The 13214-nt window shown below is 54.4% G+C and carries 10 protein-coding genes; 5 read left to right on the top strand and 5 right to left on the bottom strand.

From position 1 onward, the window contains the following. Positions 1-170 precede the first annotated feature (170 nt). Together ACKI61_RS12210 and ACKI61_RS12205 are read right to left on the bottom strand one after the other, a co-directional pair. The gene (locus ACKI61_RS12210; RefSeq protein ID WP_407457965.1) at positions 171-3644 is read right to left on the bottom strand and encodes a hypothetical protein; all 3474 of its coding nucleotides are present in this window, start codon (positions 3642-3644) and stop codon (positions 171-173) included. A gap of 99 nt (positions 3645-3743) precedes the next feature. Beyond that, positions 3744-5777 (bottom strand): cellulase family glycosylhydrolase, encoded by a 2034-nt coding sequence (locus ACKI61_RS12205; protein ID WP_407457964.1) that lies wholly within the window; start codon positions 5775-5777, stop codon positions 3744-3746. Positions 5778-5902: 125 nt separating this feature from the next. Here ACKI61_RS12205 and tsaA point away from each other — a divergent pair, with 125 nt between their 5' ends. Continuing rightward, complete coding sequence (gene tsaA, locus ACKI61_RS12200; protein WP_407457963.1) at positions 5903-6718, top strand: tRNA (N6-threonylcarbamoyladenosine(37)-N6)-methyltransferase TrmO; 816 nt, start codon at positions 5903-5905, stop codon at positions 6716-6718. Here the strand turns inward: tsaA and ACKI61_RS12195 are convergent. After that, complete coding sequence (locus ACKI61_RS12195; protein ID WP_407457962.1) at positions 6690-7235, bottom strand: NUDIX hydrolase; 546 nt, start codon at positions 7233-7235, stop codon at positions 6690-6692. The two genes, tsaA and ACKI61_RS12195, sit on opposite strands and share 29 nt — an antisense overlap. A 63-nt stretch (positions 7236-7298) precedes the next feature. On the opposite strand from ACKI61_RS12195, the gene ACKI61_RS12190 reads away from it, so the two are divergent. Continuing rightward, positions 7299-8429 (top strand): GGDEF domain-containing protein, encoded by a 1131-nt coding sequence (locus tag ACKI61_RS12190; protein ID WP_407457961.1) that lies wholly within the window; start codon positions 7299-7301, stop codon positions 8427-8429. Between the two features lie 34 nt (positions 8430-8463). Here ACKI61_RS12190 and ACKI61_RS12185 read toward each other — a convergent pair whose 3' ends face one another. Continuing rightward, the gene (locus ACKI61_RS12185) at positions 8464-9654 is read right to left on the bottom strand and encodes an MFS transporter (protein WP_407457960.1); all 1191 of its coding nucleotides are present in this window, start codon (positions 9652-9654) and stop codon (positions 8464-8466) included. Positions 9655-9660: 6 nt separating this feature from the next. After that, positions 9661-10257: a hypothetical protein gene (locus ACKI61_RS12180; protein ID WP_407457959.1), complete on the bottom strand. Its 597-nt coding sequence runs from the start codon at positions 10255-10257 to the stop codon at positions 9661-9663. Between the two features lie 91 nt (positions 10258-10348). Between ACKI61_RS12180 and ACKI61_RS12175 the strand changes: the two genes are divergently transcribed. The 3 genes from ACKI61_RS12175 to ACKI61_RS12165 all read left to right on the top strand — a co-directional run bounded on the left by ACKI61_RS12175 (position 10349) and on the right by ACKI61_RS12165 (position 13204). Beyond that, positions 10349-10651 (top strand): type B 50S ribosomal protein L31, encoded by a 303-nt coding sequence (locus tag ACKI61_RS12175; protein WP_072977299.1) that lies wholly within the window; start codon positions 10349-10351, stop codon positions 10649-10651. Between the two features lie 67 nt (positions 10652-10718). Next, positions 10719-11582 (top strand): hypothetical protein, encoded by an 864-nt coding sequence (locus ACKI61_RS12170; RefSeq protein ID WP_407457958.1) that lies wholly within the window; start codon positions 10719-10721, stop codon positions 11580-11582. 158 nt (positions 11583-11740) lie between these two features. Beyond that, positions 11741-13204, top strand: a complete 1464-nt coding sequence (locus ACKI61_RS12165) for a glycosyl hydrolase 53 family protein (protein WP_407457957.1) — start codon at positions 11741-11743, stop codon at positions 13202-13204. The last annotated feature ends 10 nt before the right edge of the window (positions 13205-13214 follow it).

Genomic DNA, 13214 nt, shown 5'->3' with positions numbered 1-13214 from the left:
GGGGTCCTGGGTTGAAGGAGATGGGTCCCAATGTCATGCACTGCGTCGGGCGCTACCGAGCCGCCGGGTTGCCCATCTCCTACCCATTTCTAAAAATAGACTAATGAAGGGGTGATTTTCGTCCTTTTTAAATATAGGACCGAGCCGTAGATGCAGCTATAAATTCTTGGCTATTGCCAAGAATTTATGAACCCCATTCCGATGGAGAACTTGATTCTCGTCGGGGCAATACTTTCGGGTATCAGCGGAACGTCGATGGGGGTAAGCTTATGGCCGCCGTGCAAGTTGTCGTCTTCGCCGATGCGGCTTAGGCCGCGGGCGAGCGTAAGCGAGATGTCGAATGGGGTCCCGTAGAAAATCCGGTTGCCCATGCGGAAGGTGAGGCCTACGGAGCGGTCCCAGAAGCGGTGGTCGGTGAGCTTGTCGCTGTCGAACCACTTGGTGTTCCAGGCGGCGCCCATTTGCGCGAACAGGTCTACATAGAAGCTGCGGGTCTCAAAGATCCAGGCGCTCTTGCGCCAATCGTCGTAGACGGGGAACAGGTAGTGGAGCTCTGCGATGGCGGTCCTGGTGCCGGCCAGCGTGTAGCTTTCGGAGCTGCGCAGGTAAGGGTAGCCTTCCAGGAACAGGGCATCGTAGTAGTAGGAATCGAGCGTGTCCTGTTTGGCGTCGGTACTCCACTTGTACACGCCTGCGATTTTTCCGCCGGCCGCAAGGCGGGCGCCGGTGAGTGGACTCTGGATGCTTCCGTAGAGGTTGATGCCGGCTTCGTTGATGTGAAAGTTGCGGTACTTGGGGGTGATCTTGCCGCTCGCGTTGACGGTAAAGCTTTCGGCGAATGTCCCCGGGCGGTACAGGTCGGAACTGGATGATTGCAGGAACAGGCGAAGCCCGTTGCCTTGTCCTGTGATTTCGGAGCCTTCGGCGTGGTCGCCGTAGAGCCCTAATGACACGAGAGCGCTGATGCGTTTCTGGTAGGTCCAGTCGAAGTTGTCTTCGTAAAGGTTGAAGTTTGCCCAGTCGTAGCCCACCGCAACTTGCAAGGTGTCAATGCTCTTGAAGATACTGTAGCCTGCCGAACCGACAATCGCCTGCATTGGGACGGCGTAGTGACTGATGCCTAGGCTGTCGCCGCCATTGGCGCGCACATCTTCGTAGCGCACGGTGTCTTTGCTGGTGTAGTTGGCGTAGGTATAGCTGAGCGAAAGGTCGATGGGCGTGCTCCTGTTGTCCCAGGAGACGAAGAATTCCTTTTCCTGTTTCGGGTTAAGTCCGTCGCCGTTGATGTAGTCGAAACCGGCACCGAGTTCAAGCAAGAAGCCTATCTGAACCAGGTTCTTCTTGAGCGGGTCCGAAAGGATGGCGGCAAGGCCCGCTTTCACCTTGAGCTTGCCTTCGCCAAACACGGTCAGGTCGGGGGCGTTTTCGCTGAACACAAGCATCGGGACAAACAGCGGAATGATGGGAATGGGCTTGTAGTCCTGCTCGATGCCCGCAAATTCGACATCGTTCAGTTCAATCGGCTTTACGATGCGCGGCGGGAGTGTTCCGTGAAGAGTGATCGCTGCGGGGGCGGGCTTCTGCGTGACAGTGCGCGTGGTGTCGGAAATTTTGATGATGGAGTCGCGGAGGGCGACAGCGGGTTCCTTGACACAGGAATCAAGGCTTTCGGCATTTCCTGGAATGGAGTCGCTCGCCGTGGCGCTGCTGTCGGAGCACTTCCATGTGGTGTCGGTGACTTGGATGGTGCTGTCGCGCTCCGTCACAGTGACCGTGGTATCGTCGATCATCGGGACGGTCGAGTAGGGCATCTTGTAGAGCGAGAAACCGTCCTTGTCGTATTCGGTGAAGTAGAGCGTGTCGCCTGCGAGGGCAGGGGTGAACGCACCGCCGACCACGTTTGTGAGCGGAGTCTCGGCTCCGGTCGAAAGGTCCTTCTCGATCAGGTTGAAGATTCCGTTCCGGTTGCTCGCGAATACGATCTTGTTGTTGTCGAGCCAGTTCACGTCGCGCTCGTCGAAGCCTTCGGTAGAGACGATTTTTAAGTTTTTTCCGTCGCTATCGATCACGGCAATGCCGCGGATGGCGTTGTCGAAGAATCCAAATGCGATGCGCTTGCCGTCGGGGCTGAATTTAGGACTATAGATGTTGTAGTAGTCGAATTTGGAATCGGGAACGAAAATGTCGACGGGGTCTTCGGAAGTGTAGTCGCTTAGGTCCTTGGGGTAGGGAATTTTTGCGAGCTTGAAGCGCGTGCTGTAGGGCTCGCGCATGGCGAAGATAATCGCTGTGCCCTGGAGGTCGATGTCGGGGTAGACGGCGTCGGCGAGGTAGGTCACGGTGAAGGATTTCTTGTTGGTGTCGCTCACGGCGATGTCAAAGTGGGCGTGTCCGTCCTTGTCGCGGTTCTGGTAGCTGACATAGGCGAGGATAGGACCCTGGGCGCTGTCCTCGTGGACGGCGATACCCTTGTCGAGCCAGCCTTTCTTGATCTTGAAGCCGTGCTTGGCGTATTCGCCGATGTCGATGGTCTCGGTTTCGTTCTCGATGGCGATTTCGCCGATTTCGACACCGTCAATCTTTTCGGTGGTATCGGCCTTCGCGGTGTCGGTGGAATCAGATTCCAGCGGCATCTTGAAGAGCCCGCCGTCGAACCAGAGTCCGCCGAAGTTCGATACGCCGTAAAGGTGCTTGCCTGCGACCACGGGGAAGTCCTGCCAGAAGGAGCCTTCGGTCATCTTGGTGCCTTCGACGAGGGCACCGAGGCTGTCGCGCTGCGCCTTGTATTTTTCGGTAATCGCGTTTTTCCACTTGTCGTAGAGTTCCTGCTCGCCGATTCCGAGGACCTTCTTGATGGCGCCATCGAGCGTCATGCGGTGGAATTTGGACATCTCGTGCCAAATTTTCGGCATGGCGCCTTCGCCGTAGGTTTCGCTGATGTAGCGCACCAGCGAAAAACCCTGCGTGTAGGGGCCGAGTTCTGCAAACAGCGAATTGTCCGAAAAATCGTGCATGTAAGGAAGCGTGAGAAGCGAATCGTTCAGGGCCGCAACGCGGAGTAGCATGTCGCGGTGGCTGTCCCAGGCGTCAAAACCCATGCGGCTAGATTCGTACTGGGCGGTACCTTCGGCAAACCACAGCGGCTGCAGCGTGAACGGGATCATGGTCGCAAAGTCCTGCGTAATCCGTTCGTTGTAGTAGTCGGTGTAGCTCACCTGCAGCCCGTAGACGCTCGGCTTGAACTTGCTTGCGTTCTCGATGCTCACCAGGTGGCTGAATTCGTGCGTCACCACGTCCGAAAGCCAGCCGTGGCTGCTGCGGATTTTGAAGTCCCAGTTGGTGAGCCACAGGTTGATGGAATTTTCGCTGGGGATGGCGTTGCCGTTGCTGTAGAGCGCGTTGTTGAGCGTCGCGTTCACGCGGCCGGGCAGGTCGTGGTGGTAGCGGCTCACGACCGAATCGTAGACGGCTTCGGCGTAGGCGGAAACCTTCGAGGCGTGCGCCGTGTATTCTGCCGGATAGATGAAGTTGAAATGCGTGGTGCTTGCGGCCTTCCACTTGATGTCGCTGTTGTTGCCGTAAAAACCGTTGGCGAAAGTGGCGCCAACACATAAAAACAAAAGACTCAAGACAGAAGCACGCATAAGTGACTACAATATACAAAACTCTCCTGTCGCAATACAGCAAAGGCCGCCCTGTTGGGGGCGGCCTTCGACATTTATTAAGGAGCTAAACGCTTATGTCTATTCGCCAAGTTTAGGCGCTTCGGCCACACCGTCGATGAGCTTGGTACCCTTGAGGTCGCCTTCGAACAGCGAGAATCCGCCGGTGTAGCCCCAATGTGTCCAGGGAATCTGGAGCGTGTCGCAGATTTCGCGCACGGCGGTCAGGTAGTTCAGGCGGGATTCTGCCGTAGAAGTAAGGTTGAGTGCACCGAATTCGTTGATGATGACTGGCACGTTGTTTTCGGCAGCCCACTTCTTTGCTTTGAGCATCTGCTTCATGATGGCTTCCTTGCTGCCGTTCTTGTAGTAGTTTCTTACGGCATTTTTCACGCTAGTCGGAGATCCCTTGACGACACCGAAGTCACCCGAAACCTTGGACCACTTGGCCGGATCGTAGGGGAACGGAATGTTCTTGATGGTGGCGTAGTCGGTCCAGGAACCGCCCTGGTGGGTGAATACGAACGGTTCGTAGTTGTGAATCACGTAGACGATGTTGTTGTCGGTGAACGGGGTGCGCTGAGTGAGCAGTTTGATGGAATACCATTCGGCATCGCCAAAGAGGATTGTGTGCGTCTTGTCGACACTGCGGATGGAGTCAATCATTGCCTGGGCGGCAACAGTCCAAGTTTCTGCCTTGACTGCGCCGTATTTCATGTCGGGCTCGTTCAGGAGTTCGAAGAAGATGTCTTCGCGGGTGTTTTCTGCGTAGTGGGCCGCTACATGCTTCCAGGTCTCCGCCATCATCTTGATATACTTGTCGTTTACGGCTGTGGTTGCGTTGTAGCCGTTGTCGTATTCATGGTAGTCAATCACCAGCGACATGCCATATTTGCCGGTCCATTCCACAAAGGAATCGAGGACCATGAACAGGGTGTCGTCATCGAATTTGAGAACGACGGAATCCTTGGAGTCCTTGACGAATGCGTCGCGATTGGTGGCGTACAGGTCTAGGTCAATCGGGAGACGAAGGCTCTTGATGCCGCTTTCGGCCATGAGCTTGATGTCTTCTTCGTCAAAGACGAACTTCTTGAACTTACCCTTTGCGTCTTCAAGCCAGTTGGTGAAGTTGATGCCCTTGTTAAGGTACTTCATCGCCTTGGCCTGCAACGGGTTTGTAACCGTAATCTCGGCTTCGGTGAACGAAATTTCGGGAATGACAGGGTCGTTGATGGACATGTCTTCCTTGTCTTTTTCGACTTCGCTTGTGTCTTGCAGGTAGATGTTGTCTATATATAGAGAGTCCGTAGTAATGGTGCTTCCGCTGCCCTTTGCCTGGAAGCTTACGGCTGTAATGTGGGCCGGGTTGAACGGAACGGCGTCTTTACCTTGGCTCCAGCCCTGGACAAGGTCCTTGAAGCGGATGGTGACCTGGGTCCAGGTAGTGGCTTTTTTCACCTTGGCCAGGTATTGGTCGTAGTTCTTGACGTCGGAAATTTCAATGTGGACTTCATGCGCACCGCCCTTGTACCAGTAGGTGATGCCGCCATACTTTGCGTTCTCGTCGTCTTCGTCGATTTGGACGCCCCAGCCCACATACGGGTCATATTCATAGTCGCCCTTGTCCAAGGTGTAGACAATTTTCATGGCGTAGTTGGAACCATTGTTGACGGCTGCCGGCAGGAAGTCCTTTTTTGGTTCAGGAACGATCGTGGAGGCACCGCTGTTGTCAGCATCGGAATAGGTGTACCAGTAGTTGCCGGTAAGGCTTTCTCCGTCGCCGTCTTCAAAGTCGTCGAGAAGAAGTCCCTTGCCAGTGGGGAGCGTAATCGGGCCTTCGGCAGGGAGCGTGGACGGGTCGACGGTTGTGTTGGAATCTGCCGGAGTGGCGGCGGAATCAGCTGGGGTTGCGCTAGAATCGGCAGGAGTGGCCGAGGAATCGCTCGGGACTTCCGTCTTGTTGTCGCCCGGTGTGTTGTTGTTGGTAGTCGAATCGGTGGGCGTGATGTCGGTATCGTCGGGAGCGGACGACTTGCTGGAATCATCGCCGCAGGCGCACAGGAAAAGGAGCGCTGCTGCAGAGAGGGTTAAGCTTGTTTTGGCTTTAAAGTTCATTTTTGACCTCTTTGGTTTTATTCAATCTAAAAATATAATCAAAATTGGGACTGCGGCTGCTTGAAATGTCGTTTTTCTTTGACAGTGTAGTAAGTGTATCGGAGTTTTGTTTCTACTTTTGAGGTATGGAAGTGACCCCGATAGGCGTTTTTTATGGCGATGCCGTTTACAAGTACGATGCTCCGCGTCAGGGGCGGCTCTTTGCGGGGCATCCGGGCCGTATCGAGCTTAAGCCGGGGAATAACTTCGAGACGGCTCTTCGCGACCTGGAGGGCTTCGAACGCATCTGGGTGATTTTCCAGTTCCACGAAAACGAGGGTTGGCGCCCGACGACGCGTCCGCCGGTGCCGCCCAAGGGGAAGGATCGTGTGGGAACTTTTGCAAGCAGAAGCCCTTACCGCCCGAATCCGATAGGTCTTAGCTGTGTGCGTCTATTGAAGATCGAAGGACTTACTTTGTATGTAGACGAAGCCGATCTGCTGAATGGCACTCCGGTGCTCGACATCAAACCCTACATCCCGATGGCGGACGCTTTCCCTGATGCCAAGGCGGGCTGGGTCGAAGAACAGGTGGGCGATGTATGGGCTATTGAAATGTCCGAGGAGTTTGCCGCGCAAAACCGCTGGATTGCGGAACATAGCGCATTCGATTTGGAGAGCTTTGCGCAGGTGCAGCTTTCGCGCGGGAATTTCTCTAAGGATGTTTTCGACAGTTCCCGCCGCCGCTTGACCGTAGACGAAGTTGCGAAAACGGGCGTGCTGGCTTACCGAACTTTCCGCATCCATTTCAGTTACGACGAATCGGCCCGCAGCGTGTTACTGCATCGCATTACAAGCGGCTATTCTGCCGAAGATTTAAAATCCGGTGCTAAAGACAAGTACGGCGACAAGGACTTGCACAGAAATTTTCAGGCTACTTTCGAGAGCACAGGTTCCACTTAAGGTATCCTGCCATCTGCAGCGGGTGATTGAAGCTGCCGTCGGCCATTTTTTGCTGTAATTCTTCGTCGCTCAATAGCAGGCTTTCGATTTCTTCGGTGCTGTCGAAGTGGGTGCTGCCGCCTTTTTGTACGCCGTCGATAAATACGACATGGAACTTGCCGCGGTGCCTGTCCGGGTTCACAGGGTAGGCTCCCAGGTAGATGACCTTTTCGGCGTAGCCCCGGAATGCCACTTCTTCCTGCAATTCCCTTATCGCGGCCTGTTCGGGGGTTTCGCCCTTGTCGATGATTCCGGCGGGGAACTCGAGCGCAATCTTTCCGGTGCCGTGGCGGTACTGTTCCGTCATGACCCATTTGCCTTCGTCGGTGCGGGCAAGAATCAGCACCCAGTCGGGTTGCCACAGCGTGTAAAAGTCGTCTATCACCTTGCCGTTGGGCAGTTCGCAGGTTTCCTTAGCGACCTTCAGCCACGGGGCATTCACCAAATATTCCGTATTGAGCAGTTTCCAGGGCTTCATATTATGTAATTTAGCAATTGGATGGGGCATTTTTGCTATTTTTCTTGCGAGAGTTGTAAGGAAATGAGTGATTTTGTTTTTTATGCGCAGGCAAGTCTTGGATGTGTATGCATCCTGTTGCTTCTTTTATATAGCATCAAGAAACTTCCGACCCCTGAGCTGAAATTCAATCTGTATTACAACCTGGTCCTGTGGCACATCCTGTATTTTACAAGCGATTCCATCTGGGCGCTAGTCAGCGACGGGATCATCCCTAAAACCACCTTTAGCGTTCTCGCGGTAAACTATTCAAACGCGATTATCGATGCGTTCCTGTTCTACAGCTGCTTTATTTTTGCCGAAATAAGCACGCGCCCCGAAATGACTCGTGCCCAGATTCGGCGTCTCCGGATGAAACTGAAAATTCCGATTTACGTGGAAGCGGTGCTATTGCTTGCGTCGTTTGTCGTCGCTCCGAAATTTTGGCTGGACGAAAACCTGGAACCCAAAACATACTTCTACCTGGTCCAGATGTTCCTTCCGTTCATCTACATCATGACGGTGACGATTCGTGGAGTCGCCCGCGGATTCAGGCCGGAGAACCGGAAGAACCTGAAAATTTACCTGATTGTGGCAAGCTACACTCCGGGTAGCATTATTGCCGCTTCCGCGCAGGTGTTCTTTGCCCTCACGACACCCATATTCTGTTTCTGGTGCACGATGATTCTTTTGTTCATCTACTTGACGCTACAGAACCAGCTGATTTCCACCGATCCCCTGACGGAACTCAACAACAGAAACCAGCTACAGCGCTACCTGCAGATGCCGCGCGACACAAAGGACCACTATGTGATTATGGTCGATGTGGACCAGTTCAAGCAGATTAACGACATCTACGGGCACGTTGAAGGCGACCGAGCCCTAGAGCTTGTTTCCAAGGCGCTCAAGAATGCTTGCGACAGCTTGGGAAAGACGGTGTTCCTGTGCCGTTACGGAGGCGATGAATTTTTGATGATTGTCCCGACCGAAATGCCGGGAATTGCAATCCGAGTCGTCAAGGATTGCGTAAAGGAAGAAGTCTCGAATCGGTATTCGTCGCTGAACTTTGCACTGAAGGTGAGTCTGGGATACGCCCTTTGGGATGGCCGGACCTCGAACTTCAAGGCTAGCGTTGCCGAAGCCGACCGGATGATGTCCGAAGACAAGCGCTCCTAGCGCAGTTCGTGTCATCCCCGACTTGGTCGGGGATCTAGCCTTCCAGCTTATTTTTCAGATAGTGCCTTGCGGTCCACGCAAAGTACAGGACGTCGGCCACGATGAGTGCCACGGCGCAGGCAAAAAATACCTGCCGGTGCATCCCGAAGTAGCCCGCCATGGAGCCTCCCACCAGGATTCCTGTTCCAATGCCGATGTCCCAGCCAGAGAGGTAGGTGCTGTTCGCGGTGCCGCGCTGGTCGTGGCGGGCAAGGTTCACGCACATGGTCTGGTAACCGGGGAAAATGAGCCCAAGGCTTGTACCGATCAGGAATGCTGAAATGAAGAAGGTCGCGGGCGAGTGTGAAAAGGCAAGAATGAAGTAGGCGACTACGTTCAGCGTCATGCCGGTGCCCACCAGGTGTATCAGGTAGCCTCTGTCGATGAGCCTGCCTGTCATGACTCGGTTCAAGATGAGCCCTGCGGCAATGAGCGCATAGAACCAGCCGGAACCGCCTATACCGAGTTCGTTCGCGTAGAGCGCAATGTAGTTGGTGACAGGGCCGTAGGCGAACCCGACGAAGATGAAGTTCACGAACTGGGGAATGGCGCGCGTGAGGAAGAAGCGGTCGAGCGAAAGCGGTGCGTGCGGCTTCTTTTCTTTGGGGGCGATGTTCAGCGTCTGCACCAGGATGAGCCCGATGACGCAGAGGATAATCGAAATGACGAAGACGATGGTGTCGCCGAAAGCTTCGTACAGGAACATGCCTGTCATGGGGCCTGTGGCAAAGGCGAGATTCACGCTGATGCCAAAGTAGCCGATACCTTCGCCGCGTCGGCAGGCGGGGAGTGCATCAATGGCGACGGTGTTGCTTGCGGTGCTCGAAATGCCAAAGAACAGCCCGTGCAGGAACCGCACGATCGCGAGGATGAAGATGATGCTCACCGCCTTGTAGCCCACGAAGCAGGCGGTAAACGCGAAGAACGTCCAGAAGTACAGCGGCTTACGGCTGAGGGTGTCGACTAGGAACCCGGCGAAGGGCCTGCAGGCGAGTGCGCCGATGGTGTAGAGGCTGATGATGATGCCCGCCGTCGCGTTGTCTGTCTCGAACTTTTCGATGATGTAGAGCGGCAGAATCGGCAAGAGCTGGTAGAAACTGAAGAACAGGAGAAAATTTGCGGCGGCGACCGTCACGAAATTCCGCGTCCACAGCGGCGGCTTTTCCATGGAATTTGCGTTAGTCATTGGAATTTAGATTCTAGGAACGCGGACCTTGTCGCCTGCGTTCAGGTGCTCCAGCATGACGCCGGGGTTCACGGATTGCAGCGTCGAAAGAATATAGAAACGCGGCAGGTTCTGCACGCCTGCACCGTAGGTGCGCTTCAGGAGCTTGAACAGGTCGTCGCCGTCTTTCGCTTCGACGGTCTTGTAGAGCCCTGCGTTGCTGGGGTCGGACTGCAGCTTGGAAAGGGCGGTGCTGAACTTGTCGGCGAATGCTTCGGCGCTTGTGTCGGCCGTCCTTGCGGCGTTAGCTTGTCTGTTCTCTGCGGACTTCCCTGCGTGGTTCGCCTTTGGTGCGGGGTCCTTTTTGCCGGTGACCGACCCCGGAAGTTTGAAGACGGGGGCCTCGAAGGTGTTCATGCTTATCTTGGCTTCGTTCTCGGCACCCTTCTTGATGGGTTCCAGGGCCAAGATGGAGTCCAGACCGGCGATGTAAGCGCTGTCGGGCCACTCGGTCAGGGGCATTTTCTGGTCGGTGACGATGACTTTTGCCACGGGGGTCTCGTTCCCGCAGGCCGTCAAAAAGGCCGAAATGGCCGTTAAAAACGCCATAAAGATTCTATTCATGCTCCTAAAAATACCTAATTCCCTTGCCAAAATGGCGTTTTTTTCTAAATTTTGGCTCTCAAAATCAACTACTTCAATAGGAAGTTTAAAAATGAAAGAAGGTATCCACCCTAACTATCAACCGGTCGTGTTCGTCGATGCGAATACGGGTAAAGAATACATCACCCGCTCCACGAAGTCTTCCGCCGAAAAGAAGACTATCGATGGTGTTGAATATAGCGTAATTTCCTTGGAAATTACGGCTGATACCCATCCGTTCTGGACGGGCAAGCAGCATCGCGTGGATACGGCTGGCCGTATCGACCGCTTCAACAAGCGTTTCGCTGGCAACATCACGGGCGCAAAGCGCAAGACCCGCAAGGCCGCCCCTGCCAAGGCCGAAGACGCCGAATAATTTCAAAAAACGAAGGGCTCCCTGCAAAACCAAGGGAGCCTTTTTCTCAAAAAAGGACTCTTATCTTATGAAGAAGCATCTCTTTATTGGCGCAGCCGCCCTCGTCGCCATGGCTATGACCGGTTGCGAAAAGACTGGCACGATCGACGGTGTAGTCCTTGATCCGTTTACCGGCAAGGCAATCGAAATGCCCACCGTCTGGATGGACTCTACCATTTTCGGTACCCAGAACCCGAAGTACCCCTACAAGGCCGACCTCCAGCAGGGTAAGTTCAAGTTCGAAAAGGTGCCCGTTGGCGAATACCTGATCAAGGCCCGTCGCTCCAAGTACATCCTTGGCCAGCAGAAGATTACGACCGACGAAAAGAACCCGAACCTGACCGTTACCTTGTACGAATACAGCGACCAGATCAAGCCGGGTCTCTACAAGAGCGGTACGACCGAAGGCCCCGAAAAGATTGATAACCAGTGGGTTGTCTATTCTACAAGCTGCAGCGAATCCGTTGCCGGTTACCGTTTGACCATGCCGATTGCTACCGATGCCGCCAAGGTTCCGGGCAAGAAGGACAAGAAGAAAAAGAAGAAGGCCGACAAGGGCGCAGCCAAGGTTTCTAACCTCCCGGCTCCGTTGGCAGTGGACGCTGCACTCAACGTGTTCTACGTGAATGCAAGCTCCGTGACTTCTCCGCTGGTCGTGACCTCCTACCCGGCTGTGGAAGGCAAGGTGGCTGACCATTCCGACTGCCAGGGCTTTGGCGCCGACGAAAAGACCGGTCTCTTTGTGGACAAGGCCAAGGGCACGACTCTGAACGTGGAATACAAGGCCGAAAACCTGTTCCAGGTTACGGGTACGCTCCCGAAGGGCAAGCAGATTCTTCAGCTCGCCCAGGACGGCAAGACCCTCCAGACCTACTACTTCCAGGTCAAGTAATTTTACGGCATTGGGCTTAGCCCTGTCTGTTGAATTTAGCGAAAGGCTCCGCTTTGCGGGGCCTTTTGCTGTATGCGGCGCGTTGTATCCGCCGCGTAAAGCCTTCTGTAAAGAATTCCTTTGTTGCGATTTCGGGTCATTTTGTGTAGATTTAGGGTATGGGATTTTTAAAGGGTAAATTTGCATTGCTGTCGTTTGCAGCCGTTGCCTTGTGCGCCTGTGGCGACGATTCTAGCAATTCTCCGGAACAAGATGCCGCGGCAGTGGCGGACTCGTCGACGGTAGACGGCCTTGCCGTGGACACTCTGCCGAATGTGAATTTAGATTCGCTTTCTGGTTCCGATACCTTGGATTCGTCAGGCGCGGAAACGGGCGCCGTTTACGAAAGTTCGTCTTCGCTTTGGCTTCCGTTCTCGTCGTCTTCCTATTTGGAGGATTTTTACCCGAGTTCAAGTTCGTTCCGCTTTGGCCCTTCGCTTTCTTCGGCAAACGAACCGCCATTGTCCGGCGAAATGCCGCCACAATCTTCCGACTCGCATCCGCCGCGGTCTTCTGCGTTGGAAACATCGCTCGATTTCAGCTTCTATACCGGTGCAGACATCTCGACGGTGCAGGAATACGAACGCTGGGGAACCAAGTTCTACGATGTCGACGGTTCTGAAAAGGACATCTTCACTCTCCTGAAAGGCCACGGCTTCAACGCCATTCGCCTAAAGACATTTGTGAGTCCGAAGGCGCAGTACGGCTATGCGGCGGCGGGTTGCGAGCACGATGCCGAAGCCTACGCCGACAAGGACCACATTGTTGCCTACGCTCAAAAAATCAAGGCCGCAGGCATGGCCTTCTTGCTCGACATTCATTACAGCGACAACTGGGCCGATCCGGGCAAGCAGATTATTCCTAGCCGCTGGCGCAGCGTGACAAGTTCCGATGCAATGGCGGATTCCGTGTACTACTATACCTACGATTTGCTTTCGGCGCTGAAGCAGGTGGGGGCTACTCCCACGATGGTGCAAATTGGCAACGAGACGACTCCCGGAATACTAATGCATGTGCCGAACAGCAGCACGAACTGCTGGGGAGATGGCGTCGACAAGGCGCCAGCAAGTGTAGGTGGCGATATGAGTACAAGTGCCGGCAAGGCCAATGCAGGCAAGTACTTCAAGGCGGGAATCCGTGCCGTCAAGGCGGTGTCGCAAGACATCAAGACGGTGCTCCACATTGAAAGCATCCGCAAGCCGAATACTGTCAACTGGTGGATGACTGAAATCTTCAAGAATCAAAAGGTCCCTGCTGATGTGATGGGTTTTTCGGCGTATACCGCGTACGATGACGGCCCTCCGGACAATTGGATTAATTTGTTCAAATCGCTTTCGTCTTCTTACCCCGACCTGGAATTTATCGTTGCGGAATACAACGGCGGCGATACAAAAGACCACTACAGTTTTGATGGTTCGCGCAGGCGTACGAATGAAATGGTTCGCGGGCTGGATCGCTGGATAGGGGCTTTCTTCTGGGAGCCTACGCTGAGTGGCGCCTGGGGGGCTCCGCTCTTTGACTGGGATGGTCCGAATTTAAGGGCGAATAAGGACGCATTTGAAGAATACAAGGTGGAGTTTTAAGCGACACCCT

The sequence above is a fragment of the Fibrobacter sp. genome (assembly GCF_045601785.1).
In the GTDB taxonomy this organism is placed as follows: Bacteria; Fibrobacterota; Fibrobacteria; order Fibrobacterales; family Fibrobacteraceae; genus Fibrobacter.
Note: the sequence above shows the minus strand (reverse complement) of the source record. Positions and strands in the feature narration are given on the sequence as shown.